Raw genomic sequence first — 22,000 nt, forward strand, 5'->3', positions numbered from 1 at the left:
AAGCGAGCGCGACGTGTATGTTGCGCTGCAATGACAGTTGGACTAAGAAGTCATGGCAGGCCCGCCTTGCGCAATCCGACCGCCCATCGTTCCAGGAGATGTCCATGAAGCCGTCCTCGCTCGCGTGTTGTCTGTCGTTGCTGTTGCTCGGTGTGGTGCCGTTGGCACAGGCGCAGGACGAAGAAGCCCCCGCTTCTCCCTTCAGCGGCACCTTTGCGGTGACCAGTGACTATCTGTTCCGCGGTATTTCGCAGACCAATGAAGAGCCCGCCTTCCAGGCCGGACTCACCTACAAGACACCATTCGGCCTGTACATCGGCACCTGGACGTCCAACGTCGACTACGGCGCCGGCGATCCGGATTGGGAAGTGGATGGCTTTGTCGGCTACAACACCGATCTGGGCACCAATTTCAATTTCGATGTGATGGTCAATCGCTACCAGTATCTGGGAGCGGGCGCGTCCAATTACGCCGAGTTGATCACCAAGACCACGTTTCTGAAAACCTATAGCCTCACCGTTGCCTACACCAACGATCTCTACGGCACCAAGACCGATGGCTACTACTACGCGCTGGATGCCAACTGGTCGCTACCCTACGACTTCACCTTCGGCGCGCATGCGGGGCACAGCGTCTATACCTCGTCGCTGAGTCAGGTGGACCACGACTACAACGACTTCGGCGTGAATGTCGGCAAGGCCTTCGGTCCGCTGGGCCTGAGCGTTGGCTACTACGACACCAGCGAGGCGGCGGAATTCGGCTTCGGTCGGCAGAATTCGCAGAACCATCTGGTTGCGACTGCGACGGTCACCTGGCCGTGATGCCGTGATGGCAATCGCTTGAACGGCGGCTCTAACGACTCGGCCGTGCAGTGGTAGTGGTGGGCGGCAACAAGAGTTGATGCCCGGGTTCTTCAGTGTCTAAATTTGAAGGACACCGAGGCTCAAATCTCGTTTGTTTTGTCTTTGAGCGATGCATCGTGTGGATGGATCACTTGCGGAGCGGCTGATCTGCTGCGTGGCTGCAGGGCCCTTGCCCGTCCACCCTCGCAGGACACGCCGCAAGGACGTCCCTGTAGGCTCTTACGCGGCATCCATGCCGCGTAAGGTCCCGCGACGGTGAGCGGGCAAGGACCAGTCGAGATGGTCGGTGCGCACGGTAGGAGCAGTGCTTGGTGCGCGCTGTTCGACAATGGTGTGCAGGCTCAATATCCAATGTAGGTTGGGCGAAGCGTTTTCTTATGCGGTCACAGACTATTTCTCTGGTGCGGTGTCCTTGCCGGTTGCGGAACCCTTGGCAGCATGGATGGATGCCGCCAAGGCGCCTGCATGGATGAATTCACCGCGTGTCCCGCGAGCGGCAAAGGCGCCGCGCCCTCAACCAGTGAGTTTTGCCTGCTGCGTAGCCAGTGCTCTGAAGATGGACATGCAAAAGGCGCCTTGCGGCGCCTTTTGCGTTGAAGCGTATTGGCCGATCAGTTCCAGCTCAACACGACCTTGCCGGCCTTGCCTTCTTCCATCAGGTCGAAGCCCTTCTGGAAATCGTCGATCGGCAATTGGTGGGTCAGCACCTTGTGTAGCGGGAAACCCGACAACACCAGTTGCGTCATCTTGTACCAGGTCTCGTACATCTTGCGGCCGTAGATGCCCTGCACGGTGAGGCCCTTGAAAATGATCTTGTCCCAGTCGCAACCGGCGCCGCGCGGCATGATGCCGAGCATGGCGATCTTGCCGCCGTGGTACATGCAATCGAGCATGTCGTTGAAGGCGCGCGGGTTGCCGCTCATTTCCAGGCCCACGTCGAAGCCTTCCATGTGCAGGTCGGCCATGACCTCCTTGAGCGAGGTCTTGGACACGTTGACCACGCGCGTGGCGCCCATGTCGGCCGCCAGCTTGAGGCGGAAGTCGTTGACGTCGGTGACCACCACGTTGCGCGCACCAATGTGCTTGCAGATGCCGGCGGCAATGATGCCGATCGGTCCGGCGCCGGTGATCAGCACGTCCTCGCCGATCACATCGAATTCCAGCGCGCAGTGCGCGGCGTTGCCGTAAGGGTCGAAGAACGCGGCCAGCTCCGAGGGAATCTGGTCGGGGATCGGCCACAGGTTGCTGGCCGGCATCACCATGTACTCGGCGAAGGCGCCGTTGACATTGACGCCGATGCCGACCGTGTTGGGGCACAGGTGCGGGCGGCCGCCACGGCAGTTGCGGCAATGTCCGCAGACGATGTGGCCTTCGGCCGACACGCGTTGGCCGACCTGGTAGCCGGTCACCGCCGAACCGAGCTCGGCCACGCGGCCGACGAACTCATGGCCGATGGTCAGGCCGGGCTTGATGGTGCGCTGGCTCCACTCGTCCCATAGGTAGATATGCAGGTCGGTGCCGCAGATTGCGGTCTTTTCCAGCTTGATCAGCACCTCGTTGGGGCCGGGGCTGGGAACGGCGACCTGTTCCAGCCAGATGCCCTTGTTTGCTTCGCGCTTGACCAGCGCCTTCATCGTCTGCGCCATCTGGCGGGACCTGCTGAGTGAAAGTAAGACGGCGATTATATGCGGCGCGAGGTCGGGGCCATGCGGCGGTGCGGGAAGTGAGTGATGTCGGCTGACCCGGTTCATGGCGGGGTAGGGCCGGTGCCGTCCGTTTCCCCTCGGGAGAAGGTGGCGCGCAGCGCCGGATGAAGGGGCGCCTCAGAGATCTGTCGCCGCCTGCGATGGCAGGCGCGTCGCCACGCGTCGCCAGGGTGAATGATCGGCGTCACCCTCACTCTCACCCTCAACGCCTCCGCTCCGCGCCCCTGCCCGCACCCGCGGCGGGACGCTCCAAAGCACGCGCGCCTGGGTGCGCAAGCCGTGTCTTCTCGCCCGAGGGGAAGGGCGAGAAGACTCAGAACTTCACATCCAGACTCATGAAGTACTGCCGCGGTGCGCCGACCACCATGGTCTGGTTGTAGCCATCCGGATCGGAGGCGACATAGCCGTTGGTGCCGGTGCTGGCGAAATAGCGCTTGTCGGTGAGGTTGGTGATGTTGAGCGCCAACGCCACATCGGCCACCCCGCCCACGCGACCGAAGTCGTAGCGCGCGCCGGCATTGAACAGCCAGTACGAGGGCACCTGCGAATCGTTGAGGAAGGTGATGTAGCGCTTGTCGACGTACTTGCCGTCCAGATCCAGGCGCAGGTTGCCGAGCTGGTAGCTGGCGCTGGAGGAGAACATCAACGCGGGGATACCAACCACGTCCTTGCCGGAGGTGGCGACCACGCCGTTGTTGAGGTAATCGTCCTGGTAGCGCGAGCGGTTCCACGACAGCGAGTTCAACCAGCTCAGGCCCTCCACCGGGCGCCACATCAAGGCCAGATCGGCACCCGCGCTATGCACGGCGCCGACGTTGCTCAGGATCGCCGCGCAGGTCTGCACGGCGGTACACGGCGAGGTGGTCAACAAGCGGTTGGAGAACTTGGTGAAGTAGGCATCGGCCGACAGCTGGAACTGCGCATCCTGCACGCGGTAACCCACCTGCACGGTCTGTGATTCCTCCGGTTCCAGCGTGGAACGGCTGCGGTCAAAGGCCGCCTGCGAGGTGCCGAACGGAGTGAAGCCGAACGCGGCGATGTTCTTGCTGTAGGAGGCGTACAGGTCCTGGCGCTCGTCCAGCTTGTAGTTCACGCCGACCTGCGGCAGGAAGTTGTCTTCGGCGCGGATGCGGCCCTGTGCCAGTGCGGTGGTCGGCACCAGCGATTGCGCGCGCGTGGTGGTGCTGAGCGCCTTCGCGCCGTAGTTGAGGGTCAGCCGATCGTCGAGCAGGCGCACGGTGTCCTGCAGGTACAGCATGCGGGTCTGGGTGGTGTAGCGCTGCAGGAAATCGCGACGGAATGGGGTCTGCGCTTCATACACGTTGTACAGCGAGGTATAGCCTTCATTGCCGAGCGCGAAGTAGTTGCGCTGCTGCGTGGTGCGTGCGTTTTCCGCCCACAGGCCCACTTCCACATCGTGGTTGCCCCACGCCCATTTCAAGGCGCTGGTGCCGCCGAAACGATCCAGCCCGTAGTCGGTGGTGCGCATTGACAGCGGCACCTGCGCAGAGGTGCGTACATACGGCGTCACCCACTGACCTTCGCCACGATTGCCGTGGTAGTAGCCGGTGGCATCCAGGGTGGCGCCGCCGAACACGAACGTGCCCGACAGCCCGGCCAGGTTGTCGCGGCGCAGGCCGCCACCAGCGTAGTAGCTGGCATCGAGCCAGCTGTAATCGTCCGGCAGCCCGGCCAGCGATTGCGGATAGCCGTTGGCCACGCCGCTGGTGGCCCCGGTGTTCTGATACGCACGCGCCATCTGCACGGCGGTGGCCCAATCCGGCTGCAGGTAGTCGTAGTCCCAGCCCAGTGCGCGCTGGCTGGTCAACGACAGGTCCATGTAGTCGTATTCCTTGCGCCGCGAGGTATCCACGAACAGGCTCAGACGGTTGCCGTCGCCCCACTGGTAGACGGTCTTGAGGTTGGCCTGCTCGGACTGCTGGTCGCCGAAGCCCTTCCATTTGTCGGTGCTGGCATTGGCATAGGACAGGTACGCCGACAAGCCGTTGCGATCGCCGGTGTCGCCGCGCACGAAGGTGCGGCGCGTGGCATCGCTGCCGACCGTCTGCACCAGGCGCAGGCCCGGCGTGCTCTGCGGGTCGGCGGAGTAGAACTGCATGGTGCCGCCAAGGTTGGTGTTGGACGCAGTGCCCAGCGCACCGGCGCCTTGCGCGATTTCCACCGAGCCGAGGTTTTCCGAAATGATGGCGCGGGTGATGTGCAGGCCGTTGGTGACGCCGTAGCTCATGTTGCCGAGCGGAATGCCATCGAGCGTGTAACCCAGCCGGCTCTGATCGAAGCCGTGCAGGGTGACCTGCGAGGACCACTCGTAGGTGCCGAACGGATCGGCCGACTGGAACTGCACGCCCGGCAGTTTTTCCACTGCCTTGAAGGCGCTGCTGCCCGGGGTCAGCTGCTCGATGTCCTGCCGGCTGATGCGCTGGACCTGGCGGGTGCTGCCTTGCGACACCACGTTGATCGCATCCAGCTGGGTGGCGTTGGTGGCGGCATCGGCAACGCTGGCCGGGGCATCGGCTACCGGCGCATTTGCACCGGCAATCGGATCGGCCGCCGGTGTGGCAGCAGAGGCGATGGCGGGGAGCAGCGCGGCCAGGGCAAGCGCCAGCGGAGTGACATGAAAACGGCGAGCGGAAGTCATGGGGGAATCCTGTTCGAGCACGGCTGAGGGCAACGCGCGGTGCAGGACCGGCGTTTCGCGACGCAGGGTGTCAACGACGTATGAAACATTGATGACGGTGGCTGTCGCAAAACTGTCGTGCTTGCCCGCTATACGTGTCGTACCCAGCCGCACTGCGCGGCGACGTACACGTATTTCCTGCAGGTTCCGTAGCCATGACGTCCTCCCCCTCGCGCCGCGATTTCCTCAAGCGCGTCGCCGCGCTGACCGCCGCCGGCGCCATGCCGTCCTCGATCGGCCGCGCACTCGCGCTGCCGGCCAACTCGCGCACCGGCACGCTGCGCGACATCGAACACGTGGTGATCTTGATGCAGGAAAACCGCTCCTTCGATCATTACTTCGGTGCGCTGCGCGGCGTGCGCGGCTTCGGCGATCCGCGTCCGTTGCAGCTGCGCGACGGTCACCCGGTATGGAGCCAGCCGGCCGCCGATGGTCGTCGCCTGCTGCCGTTCGCCTTCGATTCGCAAGACACCTGCGCACCGTTGATCAAGAGCCTGGATCACTCGTGGAAAGCCGGCCACGGGCAGGACCCGGCGCGCTGGGCCGAGTACGACGCCTGGGTGCCGTACAAGGGCGAATTGACGATGGGATATTTCCAGCGTCACGACATCCCGTACTACCACGCACTGGCCGATGCGTTCACCATTTGCGATGGCTATTTCTGTTCGTTGCACGGGCCGACCAATCCCAATCGCATGTACCTGTTCACCGGCACCAGCGGCCCGAGCGTGGGCAATCTCGGCGCGCAGGCGGTGACCAATGCCGACGACGGCAACTGGACTGCCGACATGGCGCGCGACAAGCCCGGTTATGCGGCGATGGACTGGACCACCTATGCGCAGCGCCTGCAGGCCGCAGGTGTGGACTGGCGCGTGTACCAGGAGTACGACAACTTCGGCTGCAACTCGCTGGCGTATTTTTCGCACTACCGCGATCTGCACCCAAGCGACGAACGCTATCGACGCGCACGTGCCTGCGTGCCCGGGTCCACTGCAGACAATGCCGCCACCACGCAGGCCGAGCATCTGATCGCTGCAATCGCCGCCGACGTGCAGGCCGATCGCTTGCCGCAGGTGTCCTGGATCGTGCCGCCCACCGCGTACTGCGAGCATCCGGAAGCGCCGCCGGCCTATGGCGAATCGCTGGTGGCGCGCCTGATCGATGCGCTCACCGCCAATCCGCAGGTGTGGGCGAAGACCGCGCTGATCATCAACTACGACGAGAACGACGGCTTCTTTGATCACGTGCCCGCAGCGCTGCCGGCTTTGGATGCGCGCATGGGGCGCAGCAATGTCGAGACGCGCGGGGAGGTGTACGAGGGCGTGCCGATGGGGCTGGGTATCCGCGTGCCGATGCTGGTGATCTCGCCCTGGACGCGCGGCGGCTGGGTCAATTCGCAGGTGTTCGATCACACCTCGGTGCTGCGCTTGCTGGAACGCCGCTTTGGTGTGGCCGAGCCGAACATCAGCCCGTGGCGTCGCGCGGTCAGCGGCGATCTGACCAGCGTGTTCGATTTCCGCAAGCCGGACGATTCGGCACTCAGCGCATTGCCGTCGGTCGACGACTACCGCGCGCGCACCGCCGCGGTGCGCAACAAGCCGCTACCGGTGCCGCCGGCCCAGGCCAGCATGCCGCGGCAGGAGCCGGGACAACGTCCGGCGCGCGCGTTGCCGTATGCCTTGCAGGTGCATGCGCGCGAGCAGGGCGACGGCGGCGTGCAGCTGCAGTTCGTCAACAGCGGCGCTGCGGCAGCCGCGTTCAACGTCTACACCAGCGCTGCGAGCGGCGGCCCGTGGTACTACACCGTGTTGCCCGGCACCCGCCTCGACGATGTGCCGGTCGGCGCTGCGCACAACGGCGGCTATGCGCTGAGCGTGCATGGACCCAATGGCTTCCTGCGCGAATTCGCCGGCGACCTCGCTGCGTCCGGGACGCAATCGGCTGCGCCATGGTTGGAGGCGCGGCAAGACGGCGAGGTGCTGGTGCTGGACATCGGCAATGCCGGGCAGCAGCCGTGCACGCTGCAACTGCGCGCGCTGGACTACGCAGACCCGACCGCGCGCTCGCTGCACCTGGCTGCAGGTCAGCGCCAGACCGTGCGTCTGGCGCTTGCTGCCAGTGATCACTGGTACGACGTGGTGCTGGAACAGCCGGGCGCGGCATTCCGCCGCCGCCTGGCCGGGCATCTGGAAACCGGCAGGCCCAGCCGCAGCGATCCGGCATTCGGGCGCGCCTGAGCCGGCGCCGGGGGCGCACCGGTGATGGACGCGCAGGGGAGGCGGGTTGTTCTGGCCTCGACGGCAACCCAGCGTCGGTGGGCTGCAACGGGATCTTCGATCCGGCGATGACCCGCACGATCGCCGTGGATAGCCGGTATTTGCCATGGGTCATGCCGGAAGCCGCTCCGGCACCGCAGCTGTTGCAGGAACTCGACATGCGCTGACGCGGGCGGCCGGCACCGCAGCGGGAGGGGTTATCATGCGCTCCCGTTTCGCTGCGGCGAGCCGGCCCCTTCCCCAAGGAATCTCTCGCGCATGCGCATCCTGCTTGCCCGTCACGGCGAGACGCCGTGGAACGCCGAAGGCCGTTACCAGGGCCAGATCGATATTCCGCTGTCGCCGGTCGGCGAAGGCCAGGCCGCCGCCCTCGGCGCGCGTCTGCAATCGTTGGAGATCACCCGCGCGGTGGCATCGCCGCTGTCGCGTGCGCAGGCCACCGCCAGGCTGGCGCTGGGCAGCAACCGCGAAAGCCTGCTGCAGACCGATGCAGACCTGCAGGAAATCGCCCACGGCGAATGGGAAGGCCTACTGGCCAGCGAGATCAACGACAAGGATCCGGCACGTCTGCGCGCCTGGCGCGACGAGCCCGATACCGTGCTGATGCCCGGCGGCGAGTCCCTGCGGCAGGTGCTGGACCGCAGCTGGCGCGGCCTGGCGCGCGCGGCCGAAGGCCTGGGCGCGGCCGATACCTTGCTGGTGGTCGCGCACGATGCGGTCAACCGCGTGATCCTGTGCAAGATCCTGGGCCTGCCGCTGTCCCGGCTGTGGACCTTCCGCCAGGCACCGACCACGCTCAACCTGCTCGAAGGCGAGGACGTGGATCACCTGGAAGTGGTGCGGCTCAACGACTGCGCGCACCACACGCCGTTTTTTGGTGAAGCCAAGCATCGGGCGCTGTAAGACAACGCCCGGCACGGACGCTGGATGAGATCGTGGCCTGTGATATCGGCACAATTGCCAGGTGGCCCAGGGCGCTTCGCTACGCTGTTTTTGGCAGCGTGTCCGGCCTGTTGGCGCTGGGAGCGTTCTCCGACTTCATTCCTGCGCCTTTCCTGTCCGGTCGGGCCTGGATAGCGCCGATGTTGCTGCTGGGAAGCGGTCTGACGGTATCGATCGTCGCGCCGGCCTATCGCATCGGCGGGTGGAAGGCGGTCGTTGGCAAGCAGCTGTTCAACACCGTGCTGGCGCTCTGCCTGGCGCCGCCGCTCTTGGGATTGCTGTGCTGGCTGGTGCTGGCCAGAGGTGGGCCCTGGGTCTACACCCGCATTGCCGGTGTCGATTTCGAAGAGACGCATGTCATGCAGACCGCCGCCATGCCCGGCGCGCGAGCGTGCAAATACCGGTTGAGTGGCGGGCCGCTCGCGCATCGTTTTCCGGGCCATCTGTGCATCGACGAAGCGCAATATCGGCGTCATCCCGAGCAGCGCGTCTCGGTGCTGTTGCGCGGTCAACGCTCCGTGTTGGGCATGCGCATTGCGTCCATTTCCGATGTCCCCTGACTGCGGGCGACAGCGCTCCTCCAGTTGCTGGCTGAGGCGCGCGCACCCTGTCGGCCCATGCGACGGTGCGCGATCTGCCGGCGTGCCTGGTGATATGCGCTGCGCGCCGGCAAACGGCGATAATGCGGTTCTTCTCGCGCAGCCCTGACCGTGAACGCAACCGACTCCCTCTCCGACTGGCTCGCCTACATCGAGCAGCAGCATCCGCAGAACATCGCCATGGGCCTGGAGCGCGTGCGCGAGGTCGCTGCGCGGTTGCAGATTGAAGCGCCAGCCAGGCATGTCATTGTCGTAGGCGGCACCAATGGCAAAGGCTCCACCGTGGCCTTTATCGAGGCGATCGCGCAGGCCGCCGGCTGGAAGGTGGGCACCTACACCTCGCCGCATCTGCTGCGCTACAACGAGCGCGTGCGCATCGACGGCAACGAGGCCGGCGACGCGCAACTGGTGGACGCCTTTGCCGCCGTCGAAGCGGCGCGTGGCCAGACCGCGCTGACGTATTTCGAATACGGCACGCTGGCGGCGCTGTGGCTGCTGCAGCGCTCCGGGCTGGACCTGGCGGTGCTGGAAATCGGCCTGGGCGGGCGCCTGGACGCGGTCAACATCATTGATTCGGATGTGGCGGTGATTACCACCGTGGATATCGATCACACCGATTGGCTGGGCGAAGACCGCGAGACGATCGGCACCGAGAAGGCCGGCATCATCCGCGCCTGGAAGCCGGTGGTGCTGGGCGAAATCGACCCGCCGTCGAGCGTGTTGCGGCGGGCCTACCAGTTGGGCGCCAATGCGATCCGCGCCGGCAGCGACTATTTCTTCGAGCCGATCGAGGCGCAGCACTCCGACGCGCCGCAGTGGCGCTGGCGCGATGTCGCGGTGACCCTGGAGCTGCCGATGCCGGCCTTGCAGGCGCCGGTGCAACTGGCCAACGCGGCCGCGGCGATCGCCGCGTTGCAGGCCTTGCCGGTGGAACTGCCCGATGCCGCCTGGGCGCAGGGCATTGCCAATGCACGGGTGGCCGGGCGCCTGCAGCGCAGCGACATCGATGGCGTGCAGGTGCTGCTGGATGTCGGCCACAACCCGCAGGCCGCGCGCGCACTGGCCAATGCGCTGGGCGCGCAGGCGCACACCGGCAGCACCCATGCGATCTACGCCGCATTGGCGGACAAGGATGTGCTGGGCGTGGTGGAGGCGGTGGCCGCGCAGGTCGACCATTGGGCCCTGGCCGGGCTGGACGGTGCGCGGGGGCAGTCGGCGCAGGCCTTGCAGGCCCGTCTGCAGGGCAGTGCCGCAGCGCAGGCGGCCTGCCATGGCGATGTGGCGGGCGCACTGCGCGCGGTGCTGGCGCAGGCCTCACCGGGCGATCGGGTGCTGGTGTTCGGCTCGTTTCATACCGTTGCCGACGCCCTAAGCGCACTTCGTTCAGTCCACTCGGGTCGGTAGCCCGGCTGCGGCCTTATAATCGCCGCGGCACCCCGCCACGCCGCCTCTCGTCTCTCTACGTGGATACTGCTCTGAAACAGCGACTGATTGGCGCCATCGTTCTGGTGGCGCTTGCCGTGATCTTCCTGCCGATGCTGGTCAAGGGCCCTGCGCCGTCGAGCGGCGTGGCCGATGTGCCGCTGGAGGCGCCTGCCGCACCGGCCAATGGCCAGTTCGAAACCCGCGAATTGCCGCTGGTCACCCCGGGCGATGCGCCTGCCGGTGGCGCGCTGGGCATGCGCGGCGCCGCCTCGGCGCCGGCTGCGGTGCAGGACAACCCGGACGCGGCCGATCTGGCCAACCCGTCCAGCGCGCCGTCGGCGCCTGAGGTGGCGGCCGGCAACTACGCGGTCAACTTCGGCGCCTACGCCACCAGCGCCGACGCCGACGCGGTGCTGGCGCGGCTCAAGCAGGCGCAGCTGCCCGGCTTCAGCGAAAAGACCCAGATCAACGGCCGCCCGGCCTGGCGCGTGCGCGTGGGGCCGTATGTCGACCAGGCGCAGGCCGAATCGGCGCGCCTGCAGGCGGTAAAGGTGCGCAGCGACGTCAACGCCCAGGTGGTGACGCTGGATGCCAACGCCGCCGCGCCAGCGCCTGCAGCCAGCACACCGACGCCGGCACCGGCCCCGGCCGCAAAACCCAGCAGCAGCGTGGCCGCCGCCAGCACCGCCGCACCGACCAAGACCGAAAGCCTGCCGCCAGAGCCGGCCAAGCCGGTGGCCGCCGCGCCCAAGCCGGCCGAAGCGCCCAAGCCCGCTCCGGCCAAGCCGGAGGTGGCGAAAACGGAGCCGGCCAAGCCCGAGCCGACCAAGCCGGTCGTCGCGGCGCCCGCCGCGCCGGCAGCCCCTGCGGCCAGTTCGGTCGGCTTTGCGGTGCAGCTGGGCGCCTTCGGGCGCGCCGAAGACGCCGACGCCTTGCGCGACCGCGTGCGCGCCGCCGGTTTCAGTGCCTTCGTCGAACAGGTGCGGACCGACAAGGGCGCGCTCAACCGCGTGCGGGTCGGCCCGGTGGCCAACCGTGGCGATGCCGAACAGTTGCGTGCGCAGGTGGCGGCCAAGGTCGGCATTTCCGGCATGGTGCGTCCGCATCCGTAAACGACTGCGCCGCCAACCGGCGGGCGCGGTACATGCCGGAGATCGGCATGACGGTTGGTTCGCTACGCGCAGTGCGGCTCGTCCGCAGCCCGCCCGATCGCCGCTTGCGTGGTATCGCCAGCGGCGAGCGGATTTCCTGATCGCCTCACACCCATGGAGGGGAGCGCAATGAACACCGAGCCAGGTTGGACCAGCGGCGCACGCGCCGCGCGGAGAAGTGGGCAATGATCGACATGGTGCTGGGCGTCATCATCCTGGTGTCGGCCCTGTTGGGCCTGCTGCGCGGGTTTGTCGCCATCGTGGTCGGCACGCTGTCGTGGTTGCTGGCCGGCTGGGCGACATTCCAGTTCGGCGGCCCGGCTGCACGCTGGATCGCCGACGGCAAGCATCCGTCGGCCACCGAATCGTTTGGCGGCTACGCGATGGTGTTCGTCGGCGTGCTGATCACCGTGGCGGTGATCGGCATGGTGATCCGTGCCGGGGTGGATGCGGTGCGCCTGGGCGGGATGGACCGCATGCTCGGGTTCGGCCTGGGTCTGGTGCGCGGCGGTTTTCTGGCCAGCGTGCTGGTGCTGCTGATGAGCTTCACGCCGCTGCCGCGCGAGCCGTCCTGGCGCCAGTCGATGCTGATGCCGATGCTGTCGCCGGGCGCGAGCTGGATGCGGGCGCAACTGCCGGCCTGGCGGATGCCATCCATGGACATGCCATCAATGGAACTCGGCAACTTGCCAACGGAGTTGGGGAAGTTGCCCTCGGCAGGCGATAATACGGACCTGGGCAAGGCGCTGTCCGGGTCCGGTCTGAGCGACACCATCACGCGTGCGCTCGGGCAACCCGGCAAAGCTGCCAGCGACGGACGCGATCCGGCGCAGGCGATGCCGGCCAATATCGATCCGGCGCAGGTTCGCGGCGGAGAAAGCGACCCGGCTCGGGTCGAGTCCCAAGGCCAGGCACGGCCCCCTTCACAGTAACGGCGCAAGCCGTAGCGGAGAACGCGCACCATGTGTGGCATCGTCGGTATTGTCGGCAACCAGAACGTCGCCGGGCAGCTCTATGACGGCCTGACCGTCCTGCAGCATCGTGGGCAGGACGCCGCAGGCATCGCCACCGCAGACGGCACGCGCCTGCGTGTGCAAAAGGCCAACGGGCTGGTACGCGACGTCTTCGACGAAAAGAAGATGGCAGTGCTGGAAGGCCGGGTCGGCATCGCGCATTGCCGCTACCCGACCGCAGGCTCGGAAGGCATGGACGAGGCGCAGCCGTTCTACGTCAACTCGCCCTACGGTATCGCGCTGGCGCACAACGGCAACCTGATCAACACCGAGGCCTTGCGCCAGCAGGTGTTCGAAGCCGACCGCCGCAACATCAACACCGATTCGGACAGCGAAGTGCTGCTGAACGTGTTCGCCTACGAGCTGGACGCGCAGCGCATGCTGACCCCGGAAGCGGCGATCCGCGCGGTGGCCGGCGTGCATCGCCGTTGCAAGGGCGGCTATGCGGTGGTCAGCGTGGTGCTGGGCCTGGGCCTGGTGGCCTTCCGCGACCCGCATGGCATCCGTCCGCTGGTGCTGGGCAAGCGCGAGCATGCCGAAGGCACCGAATACATCGTTTCCTCCGAATCGGCCGCGCTGGACATCCTCGGCTACCAGCGCGTGCGCGACGTGCGCCCCGGCGAGGCGATGGTGATCACCGCGCGCGGCGAGCTGTTTTCGGAAGTCTGCGCTGCGCCAACCGTCAACGCGCCGTGCATCTTCGAGTACGTGTACTTCGCGCGTCCCGACTCGATGATCGACAACATCTCGGTGCACAAGGCGCGCATGCGCATGGGCCTGAAGCTGGGCGAGAAGATCCTGCGGCTGCGCCCGGACCACGATATCGACACCATCATCCCGATCCCGGACACCTCGCGCGATGTGGCGCTGGAGATGTCCAACGTGCTCGGGGTGAAGTACCGCGAGGGCTTCGTCAAGAATCGCTACGTGGGCCGGACCTTCATCATGCCGGGGCAGGGCGAGCGGCAGAAATCGGTGCGGCGCAAGCTCAATCCGATCCACCTGGAGTTCCGCAACCGCGTGGTGCTGCTGGTCGACGATTCGATCGTGCGCGGCACCACCAGCCGGCAGATCGTGCAGATGGCGCGCGATGCCGGTGCGCGCAAGGTGTATCTGGCCTCGGCCGCGCCGCCGGTGCGTTACCCCAATATCTACGGCATCGACATGCCGGCGGCCGAAGAACTCATCGCGCATGGCCGCAGCGAGCTGGAAATCCAGGAATTTTTGGGCTGCGACTGGCTGATCTACCAGGATCTGGAAGACCTGGAAGTGGCCGTGCGCGAAGGCAACCCGGACATCCAGCAGTTCGATTCCTCGTGCTTCAACGGCGAGTACATCACCGGCATCGAACCGGGCTATTTCGAACGCATCCAGCAATTGCGCTCGGACGATGCCAAGAAGCGTCGCCGCGCGTGAGGCAGTGCGGTAGCGCTGCAGCTCGGCGCTACCCAGACGTGGCCTAGAGCCGCAGTGCCACGCAGGAGTACCTGCGTGGCGATCGCGCGATTTGATTGCTGCCGATCGACAGGCGGGTGCGCTGCGCTGGTTCGATAGTGGCGCCAGCCGCTGGTTGTACGCAGATCGCACCTGCGACGGCTGCGTAGGGATCTCGATCGCCGCTGCAGATCGAAGCGCCAGTTGTCGATCTGGCGGCTACCGCAACGACGGAGTGATGGACACGATGGATCTTCTGCAAGCCGCACATGCCTGCCTGCAAGCGGCCGATCCGCTGGAGAAGGTCGCGTTGACGCAGCGACATGCGGCCGCGTTCCGCGCCGGTGCGTTGCCGTTGCCACCGCCGCAGGCGGCGCCTCCGGAGCCGATCCGCATGCCTGGCCGACCTGCAAGGCCGGTGCTGGTGCATCCGCGCGAGGTGCCGCGGCGCGGGCTGGGCAACCCGGAAGGCCGCGCCGCCTTTATCCACGCCATCGCGCATATCGAGCTCAACGCCATCGACCTGGCCTGGGATGCGGTGTATCGCTTCCGTGGGTTGCCGGCGGCGTTCTATGCCGACTGGGTTGGCGTGGCCGACGACGAATCGCGCCACTTCATGCTGCTGCGCGCGCGATTGCACGACCACGACCACGACTACGGCGACTTCGCCGCGCACAACGGCCTGTGGGAAATGTGCGAGAAAACCGCACATGACGGCCTGGCACGCATGGCGCTGGTGCCGCGCGTGCTGGAAGCGCGCGGGCTGGATGTGACACCGGCGATGATCGTCAAGCTGCGCTCGCTCGGCGATACCGCCACTGCCGAGGTGCTGGACACCATCCTGCGCGAAGAAGTGGCGCATGTGGCGGCCGGCTCGCGCTGGTACCGCTGGTATTGCGCGCAGGCCGGCATCGAGCCGCGCGCGCGCTTCAAGGCGCTGCTGCACGAGTACGCCGGCGGTTACCTGCATGGCCCGTTCAATCTGCAGGCGCGGCTGCTTGCCGGCTTCGATGAGGACGAACTGGCCGATCTGGTGGAGCAGGCCGGCTGAGCCGCTGGTGGTGAATGTGTGGGCGGGCTGCAGTGCGCGATCTGTTGATCGCCATTTGCGGAGCAGATTGAATTGGCTCGCACCGGTTCCACGCTGGGTGATGCGCGTTTGCAGCCTCGCTCATGAAGTACCGAGCGCATTGCGCGGCAGAACGATCGCAGCGCACTGGGGCGATGCGCATCGCATCCCTTCGTCATGACATCGTGCCCCGCGCCTAGCTACCGCCAAGCGCAACACGCCATCTGCGCGGCAACGCGCGTTCGATCACCGGACTGTGCGCTGGGTCCTCCCGCACAGCTGCCGGAATCGCATCCATTCAACGGCAGACATCACAAAACCGTAATTTTCTTTTGTAACAACTTGCAATCGGCACGGACCGACGCGCCTTAATGGCGTCCCGGGGACAGGGGCCCGGTGTTTCACATCTGTTACTTCCATGTCTAAGGAGAGAGAGACGATGAAGTCGAAGTCGATGTGCACCACGGTGGGTCTGATCGCCATGTGTCTGGCCGGTTCGGCTGCCGCTGCCGGCACGCCGCTGTATCAATCCGGCCCTGCGTTGAGCCGCAGCGCAAGCGCTACTGCCACTGCCGAACCCTCGTTGCAGCGCCTGCTCAGCGCACCGTCCACCGCCAACGCGCAGGTGGTCCAGCTTGACGCCGGTGCCGTCACCGCCTCGGAAAAACTGCTGGAACTGCAGCTGGATGGCCAGACCGTCACCGCCACCCAGGCCAAGGTCGATGCGCTGGAAGGCGGCGATAGCGTGTGGTACGGCAATCTCGGCCCGCGCGCCGGCACCCGTGCCCGCACGCTGTCGGGTGTGGATCCGCTGAACTCGGCCATCCTGGTACGCAGCGGCGATACCGTCACCGGCACCATCCGCTACGCCGGCAAGCTGTATCGGCTGCGGCCGCTCGCCGATGGCCGCCACGTGCTGGTGCAGGTGGAAGAAAGCCGCCTGCCGCAGGAACACCCTGCCGAATACAGCCTGCTGCCGAAGATCGACATGCCCAGCGACGGGCGCGTCACCGCGGCCGCCGCATCGTCGGGCAGCCCGGCGACCATCCGCGTGCTAGTAGTGGCCACCAATCAGGCGGTGACCGCCTACGGCGGCAACATGCAGTCGCTGGTGCAACTGGCAGTGGCCGAGGCCAACCAGGGCTACATCAATAGCAATGTCGGCATCACCTTGCAGCTGGCGCGTTACGAGACCACCAGCTACAGCGAAACCGGCAATTTCACTACCGACCTGCAGCGCTTCCGCGTAACCAACGACGGTTACATGGACAGCATCCACACCAGCCGCAACACCTACACCGCCGATGTGGGCGTGATCGTATTGAACAACAGCAGCTACTGCGGCCTGGCATCGGGCATCGGCTCCACCGCAGCGACTGCGTTTGCTTCGGTGTACTGGGACTGCGCCACCGGCTATTACAGCTTCGCGCATGAAATTGGCCATCTGCAGAGCGCCCGTCACGACGCCACCAACGACCCCAGCACCTCGCCATATGCCTATGGGCACGGTTATCGCTACGGCAACAGCTGGCGCACCATCATGGCCTACGACTGCAGCAGCAGCTGCCCGCGCCTGAACTACTGGTCCAACCCCAACATCAGCTACAACGGCGTGCCCATGGGCAACGCCAGCACCGCCGACAACCAGCGCGTGCTGGTCAACACCAAGGCCACCATCGCCGGCTTCCGCTGAGGACAAAGCCGATCGTTCCGTCGTCGGGCCCGGCACGCAGGTGCCGGGCCTTTGCCGCTACACGCAGGCGCAGCGATCGCGCAGACTAGAGGCACTGCCGGCAGCTGCCGGCGTGTCCTGCGGAGCGGAGCACCCATGTCCAAGTCCCTGCGTTATGCGGCGCTGTGCCTGGTCGCGCTGGCAGTTGCCGGCTGCAAACAGCAACCTGCCGACCCGGCCCCTGCGCCACCCAAACCGGCGGTGTCCGCGCCGGCAGCCACGACCGCCAACGATGCCCGCGCCCGCGCGCTGGATGTGCTGGAAACCCGCCTGCAGAACGACCATTTCTATCCGGACAACTGCATCAGCATCGTCGACGAAGACGACGCTGAGCCCTCAGCGGATGCGTTCGACTTCGCAGTGCGCGAGCGGCATGGCAACGAGTGCCCCGGCGATCCGCAGACCAACCCGGTGCGCGATCGTTTCCGCGTGCAGGCCGATGGTACGGTGCTCTGGTACGACATAGTCAACGCCGACTTTGTCGACTACGCCGAACATGCGCGCAGCATGCAGTGAGGCTTCTGGAGACTGCAGGGACCGTGCGGTTGCGTATCAGCAGGCTGGCGCGATCAGGCGTGCCGACAGCGCGTCGACGCATCTATCTGCATTCCAGTACGGATGAGCAGCACACCGAGCGTGCGCAGGCCTGAGTTCGAAACCACGGCGCTCGCCTCCATGTGCCCATCGCGGTATGTCGCTTGCAAAAGGGTTCCGGGCGAGCGGCCTGCGTCGAGCTGGCCGCTCGCTACTTGCTGTCAGCCACGTTGAAGCGTCAGCTGCTCCAGCGACACGCCGTCGGCATCCACATGCAATATCGAGCCTTGTTCGTACCAGTCGCCCAGCACGATGCGCGTGCAGGTCTGGCCACCGGCCTGCAGGGTGTGGATTGCAGGGCGATGGGTGTGACCATGGATCAGGCGGTCCAGGCCATACCGCACGAAGGTAGCCTCCACCTCGGCCGGGGTGACATCGGTGACGGTCTCGAAGCGCGATTGGTCGCCCTGCTTGAGTTCTGCATGACGCGCCTGGCTGGCAGCGCGCGCCTGCTGCGCGAAGGCCACCCGCGCGGCGAGCGGCTGCGCCAGGAACTGCGCCTGAAAGACCGGATCGCGCGTCTGCGCACGGAACGCCTGGTAGGCGGTGTCGTCGGTGCACAGCAAATCGCCATGCATCAGCAAGGTCGGGTGTCCGTACAAATCGACCACACTGGGGTCGGGCAGGATGCGGAAGCCCGCGCGTTGCGCATACGCCTCGCCAACCAGGAAGTCGCGGTTGCCCGGCATGAAGAACACCGGCACTCCGCTATCGGCCACCGCATGCAGCGCCACGGCCACCGCATCGGCAGCGGTCGATGGCGTGTCATCGCCGATCCAGGCTTCGAACAGATCGCCAAGGATGTAGAGCGCGTCGCTACCGGGCACCTGCGTGCGCAGGAAGTCCAGAAACAGCTCGGTGATCGCCGGCCGGGCCGGATCCAGATGCAGGTCGGAAATGAACAGGGTCGTCATCGCGCCATTGTACGGCGGGAGCGCGGCACGGGAATCGGGAATGGGGAATCGGGAATCGGGAATCGGGAATCGGTGGAGCGTTGCATCGCCGAGCGAGTGCCGGGTGAACGGCTGGCTGCGGCAAGAGAGGATCGCTGGCCTTGTAGGGCAGATGTCGCGATGACAGCGCTCAATCCTCAGCCGAGCAACACCGGCAATCCCCACAGCGACAGGCTGGCCAGCAGCACGCCGATCGCGGTGGCAGCGAGGACATCGCTGGGATAGTGCAGGCCCAGCACCACGCGCGACAGCGCCACGCCGGCCGAGAACGGCACCAGCAGGGGCGCCAGCCACGGGTAGTAGGCCAGTGCCACGATGCTGAAGGACACCGCGTGCAAGGTGTGGCCGGACGGAAAACTGAACTCGTCCAGCGGCGCCACCCAGGCGCGGATGCGCACATCGGCCGCATACGGGCGTGGCCGACGCGTCCAGCGCTTGAGTGATTTGTACAAGGTCAGCGCGAGCACGCCGGTGGCGGCCATGTGCGCGGATGCACGCACGCCGTCCATGCCGTCGAGCAGCACCAGCAAGCCCATCAGGCTGTACCAGAACACCCCATCGCCGAGCCGGCTGATGGTGGCGAATGCGCGCCGCACCGGGTGGCGACGGCACCAGTGGTTGGCGCGCCGGCACCAGCGCGCTTCGTGACCGCGCAGAAGTTCAAGCCGCGTTGCCGACATAACGCCCCCGTGCCGCAGTGATGCCCATCAGCAAGGCCTCGAAGTCGGAGACCACGTTGTCCGGATGCAGTTTCTTCATCGCCTGTGCGGCCGCCGCACCCTGGCGCTGGCGCAGCGCATCGTCGTTGGTGAGTGCGACGGCCGCCTGGATGAACGCCTCGTCGTTCTCCACTGCCGCACCGCTGTGGCCGCTGCGCAGATACTCGCGTGCGGCGCCGTAGTCGAAGGCCACGGTGGCCACACCACTGGCCATCGCCTCCAGGGTCACGTTGCCGAAGGTCTCGCTGCGGCTGGGGAACAGGAACAGATCGCCGCTGGCGAAGTGGCGCGCAAGCGCCTCGCCGCGCTGGATGCCGCAGAAGATGAAGTCCGGATTCTCGTGCGCGATTTTTTCGCGTGCCGGGCCATCGCCCACCCAGACGAAGCGCGCCTTCGGGCGGATCTGCTGCAGCTTGCGGAAGGCGCGAATCGCCAGCGGCAGATTCTTTTCGTTGGCGATGCGTCCGACATAGATCGCGGCGAAGCCTTCGCCCTCGATGCCCCATTCGGCACGCAAGGCCGGATCGCGCCGGGCCGGATCGAACTGCTGGCTGTCCACCGCGCGTGCCAGCAACTGCACGCGCTGGAAGCCGCCGTCGCGCAGGAACTGCTGCAGCTCGCGCGTGGGTACCAGGGTCGCCTCGGCCTGATTGTGGAAGCGGCGCATCCAGCGCAGCGCAGTGCCCTGCAGCCAGGCGGCACCGTAGTCGGGCAGGTACTCGTCAAACCGGGTATGGAAGCCGGTGGCGACCGGAATGCCGAGCCGGCGTGCGGCACGCATCGCCGACCAGCCCAACGGGCCTTCCGTGGCCACATAGACCGCATCCGGTTGCGTGATTTGCCAATGACGAACGAGGCGTTGGGTTGCCGGCAATCCGAATTTCAGTCCCGGGTAGCGCGGCAGCGCCGCGCCGCGCACCAGCAGGGCGGTGGCCGCATCGGTATCGCCGTTCTGCCGTGGACGCACCACGTCCACCTGGTGTCCGCGTGCGCACAGGCCGGTTTCCAGCCCGTGCACGGTCAGCGCAACACCGTTGACTTCGGGGGGATAGGTTTCGGTAACGATCGCGTAGCGCATGCCCGTTCTCCGGTTTTCGCTAGCTTCCGGGAGGGCGATGGCATGGATGTTGCGCGGATAAGTCGCGGCGGTGACAAGTGCGACGGGATTAGGAATTCGGGATTGGAGATTCGCAGAAGCGGTCTTCGCGCATCTGGGCGAGTACGCAATGCATCACGTGCCGCGGTCAACGAATCCCGAATCCCGAATCCCAAATCCCGCCTGAGGCCGCAGGCCTCAGGTCACAAACGGTTTGAACGCGATCCCCAGCCCGGCCATGCTCTCGACTTCGCCGATCAGGTCGGCGCGCAGCAGCGGGCGCGAGTCGATCCAGCTTTGCGACAGGATCAACGACAGGCGGGTGTCATCGGCGGTGAGTTCCAGGGTCGGAATCGGGTCCGATTCATGTGCGCGGTGCAGCAGCACCGCCAGCCGTAGCAGCGCGGCCTTGCGCCGGGTCGGCAGCAGCAGGCGGTCCGGCAGCGCATCGAACGCGGTCTTGGGCACGTTGCGCCGGTGCGTGCGCACCAGTGATGCCAGCACCTGCTGCTCCTGGCGCGAGAAACCGGCGATGTCCGAGTGCTCCAGGATGTAGCTGCCGTGCACGTGATACTGGCTGTGCGCGATGATCAGGCCCAGCTCGTGCAGGCGCGCAGCACGGCGCAACACCTGCGCGTCGTCGCCATCCAGCTGCCAGGATTCGCAGACCTGGTCGAACAGCCGGCAGGCCGTGGCTTCCACGCGCTGCGCCTGCACTTCGTCGATGCCGTAGCGTTGCACCAGCGAGGCCACCGAGCTGTCGCGCGGGTCGTTCTCGCCGCCGCGGCCGAGCATGTCGTAGAGGATGCCTTCGCGCATCGCCGCCTTGCTGACCATCAGCTTCTCCAGCCCCAGGGCCTGGAACGCCGCTTCCAGCACCAGGATGCCGCCGGCGATGATTGGCCGGCGTTCGGCGGCCAGGCCAGGCAACTGGATGTCCTCGATGCGCTTGGCCTTGAGCAGTTCATCGCGCAGCGCCGGCAGCGCCTCGGCGGTGATTGCGCCCTTGGTGAGCTTCATCGCCGCACAGATCTCGCCGATGGCCTTGTGCGTGCCGGACGAGCCGATCGCCTCGTGCCAGCCCAGCGCCTTGTACTGATTGGCGAACTGCTGGAATTCGGTGCCGATCTCGGTCAGCGCATCCTTCCATTTCTTCTTCGACAGCTTGCCGCCGGGAAAGAAGCGGCGCGTGCTGGCGATGCAGCCGGCCTGCAGGGACTCGCGTTCCAGGGTCTGGAATCCGCGGCCGATGATGAACTCGGTCGAGCCGCCGCCGATGTCGATCACCAGCCGGCGTTGATCGGGCTTGGGCGGTTGCGCATGCGCAACGCCGAGATAGATCAGGCGCGCTTCCTCGCGTCCGCTGACCACTTCGATCGCATGCCCGAGCGCGGTTTCGGCCGGCATCAGGAACGCCTGCGGCGAGCGCAGCTGACGCACCGTGTTGGTGGCCAGCGCGCGCACGCGCAACGACGGCACTTCCCGGATGCGCTGGCCGAAGCGCGCCAGGCATTCGAGCGCGCGCTGGCGCGCTTCGTTGGAGAGGCCACCCTTGCCATCCAGGCCGTCGGCCATGCGCACGGTTTCGCGCAGACGATCGACCACGCGCAGCTGACCCATCAGGTAGCGCGCAATGACCATGTGGAAGCTGTTGGATCCTAAGTCGATGGCGGCGAGGAAATCGCCATCGCGCAGGGGCGGGATCGTGGGGGAGGGCATTGGCATGGGCG

17 protein-coding genes and 1 pseudogene are annotated in these 22,000 nt (G+C 66.3%); 12 read left to right on the plus strand and 6 right to left on the minus strand.

Features of this window, described 5'->3' with window-relative positions; translation table 11 throughout:
• Positions 1 to 104 precede the first annotated feature (104 nt).
• Positions 105 to 821 carry a TorF family putative porin gene (locus tag ACCQ04_RS05075; RefSeq protein ID WP_039530470.1) on the plus strand — a complete coding sequence of 239 codons (717 nt, stop codon included), beginning with the start codon at positions 105 to 107 and terminating at the stop codon, positions 819 to 821.
• Positions 822 to 1,474: 653 nt separating this feature from the next.
• Here the strand turns inward: ACCQ04_RS05075 and tdh are convergent.
• Positions 1,475 to 2,509, minus strand: coding sequence for an L-threonine 3-dehydrogenase (gene tdh, locus ACCQ04_RS05080; protein WP_172641694.1), 1,035 nt, complete (start codon positions 2,507 to 2,509; stop codon positions 1,475 to 1,477).
• A gap of 373 nt (positions 2,510 to 2,882) precedes the next feature.
• Positions 2,883 to 5,228 carry a TonB-dependent receptor gene (locus ACCQ04_RS05085; protein ID WP_226426751.1) on the minus strand — a complete coding sequence of 782 codons (2,346 nt, stop codon included), beginning with the start codon at positions 5,226 to 5,228 and terminating at the stop codon, positions 2,883 to 2,885.
• A 194-nt stretch (positions 5,229 to 5,422) separates the two neighbouring features.
• On the opposite strand from ACCQ04_RS05085, the gene ACCQ04_RS05090 reads away from it, so the two are divergent.
• The 11 genes and pseudogenes from ACCQ04_RS05090 to ACCQ04_RS05140 all read left to right on the plus strand — a co-directional run bounded on the left by ACCQ04_RS05090 (position 5,423) and on the right by ACCQ04_RS05140 (position 17,424).
• Positions 5,423 to 7,504, plus strand: coding sequence for a phosphocholine-specific phospholipase C (locus tag ACCQ04_RS05090; protein WP_372358697.1), 2,082 nt, complete (start codon positions 5,423 to 5,425; stop codon positions 7,502 to 7,504).
• Positions 7,505 to 7,507: 3 nt separating this feature from the next.
• Positions 7,508 to 7,710 (plus strand): annotated as a pseudogene (locus tag ACCQ04_RS05095) (S46 family peptidase); the annotation flags it as partial.
• 91 nt (positions 7,711 to 7,801) lie between these two features.
• Positions 7,802 to 8,446 (plus strand): histidine phosphatase family protein, encoded by a 645-nt coding sequence (locus ACCQ04_RS05100; protein WP_016902223.1) that lies wholly within the window; start codon positions 7,802 to 7,804, stop codon positions 8,444 to 8,446.
• 110 nt (positions 8,447 to 8,556) lie between these two features.
• Positions 8,557 to 9,045, plus strand: coding sequence for a hypothetical protein (locus ACCQ04_RS05105; protein ID WP_221198894.1), 489 nt, complete (start codon positions 8,557 to 8,559; stop codon positions 9,043 to 9,045).
• A gap of 150 nt (positions 9,046 to 9,195) precedes the next feature.
• Positions 9,196 to 10,488: a bifunctional tetrahydrofolate synthase/dihydrofolate synthase gene (gene folC, locus ACCQ04_RS05110; protein ID WP_226426749.1), complete on the plus strand. Its 1,293-nt coding sequence runs from the start codon at positions 9,196 to 9,198 to the stop codon at positions 10,486 to 10,488.
• A gap of 59 nt (positions 10,489 to 10,547) precedes the next feature.
• Positions 10,548 to 11,621 (plus strand): SPOR domain-containing protein, encoded by a 1,074-nt coding sequence (locus tag ACCQ04_RS05115; protein WP_226426748.1) that lies wholly within the window; start codon positions 10,548 to 10,550, stop codon positions 11,619 to 11,621.
• A 224-nt stretch (positions 11,622 to 11,845) separates the two neighbouring features.
• Complete coding sequence (locus tag ACCQ04_RS05120) at positions 11,846 to 12,592, plus strand: CvpA family protein (protein ID WP_016902227.1); 747 nt, start codon at positions 11,846 to 11,848, stop codon at positions 12,590 to 12,592.
• Between the two features lie 30 nt (positions 12,593 to 12,622).
• Positions 12,623 to 14,089: an amidophosphoribosyltransferase gene (gene purF / locus ACCQ04_RS05125; protein WP_016902228.1), complete on the plus strand. Its 1,467-nt coding sequence runs from the start codon at positions 12,623 to 12,625 to the stop codon at positions 14,087 to 14,089.
• Between the two features lie 265 nt (positions 14,090 to 14,354).
• The gene (locus tag ACCQ04_RS05130; RefSeq protein WP_102252689.1) at positions 14,355 to 15,158 is read left to right on the plus strand and encodes a ferritin-like domain-containing protein; all 804 of its coding nucleotides are present in this window, start codon (positions 14,355 to 14,357) and stop codon (positions 15,156 to 15,158) included.
• A 457-nt stretch (positions 15,159 to 15,615) separates the two neighbouring features.
• Positions 15,616 to 16,869, plus strand: a complete 1,254-nt coding sequence (locus ACCQ04_RS05135; RefSeq protein WP_226426747.1) for a zinc-dependent metalloprotease — start codon at positions 15,616 to 15,618, stop codon at positions 16,867 to 16,869.
• Positions 16,870 to 17,004: 135 nt separating this feature from the next.
• Positions 17,005 to 17,424, plus strand: coding sequence for a hypothetical protein (locus ACCQ04_RS05140; RefSeq protein ID WP_167762984.1), 420 nt, complete (start codon positions 17,005 to 17,007; stop codon positions 17,422 to 17,424).
• A 239-nt stretch (positions 17,425 to 17,663) separates the two neighbouring features.
• On the opposite strand, the gene lpxH is transcribed toward ACCQ04_RS05140, so the two are convergent.
• From lpxH to ppx, 4 genes are all read right to left on the minus strand, one after another.
• Positions 17,664 to 18,416, minus strand: a complete 753-nt coding sequence (gene lpxH / locus ACCQ04_RS05145; protein WP_226426746.1) for a UDP-2,3-diacylglucosamine diphosphatase — start codon at positions 18,414 to 18,416, stop codon at positions 17,664 to 17,666.
• Between the two features lie 176 nt (positions 18,417 to 18,592).
• Positions 18,593 to 19,135, minus strand: coding sequence for a phosphatase PAP2 family protein (locus ACCQ04_RS05150; RefSeq protein ID WP_024938413.1), 543 nt, complete (start codon positions 19,133 to 19,135; stop codon positions 18,593 to 18,595).
• Entirely contained in the window at positions 19,116 to 20,252 is a 1,137-nt protein-coding gene (locus ACCQ04_RS05155; protein WP_226426745.1) for a glycosyltransferase family 4 protein, read from the minus strand. The genes ACCQ04_RS05150 and ACCQ04_RS05155 overlap by 20 nt, the downstream gene beginning before the upstream one ends.
• A 216-nt stretch (positions 20,253 to 20,468) precedes the next feature.
• Entirely contained in the window at positions 20,469 to 21,989 is a 1,521-nt protein-coding gene (ppx, locus tag ACCQ04_RS05160; RefSeq protein WP_024938415.1) for an exopolyphosphatase, read from the minus strand.
• Between the last annotated feature and the right edge of the window lie 11 nt (positions 21,990 to 22,000).

This window comes from Xanthomonas sp. NCPPB 2866 (genome assembly GCF_041475745.2).
Taxonomy (GTDB): Bacteria; Pseudomonadota; Gammaproteobacteria; order Xanthomonadales; family Xanthomonadaceae; genus Xanthomonas; species Xanthomonas arboricola.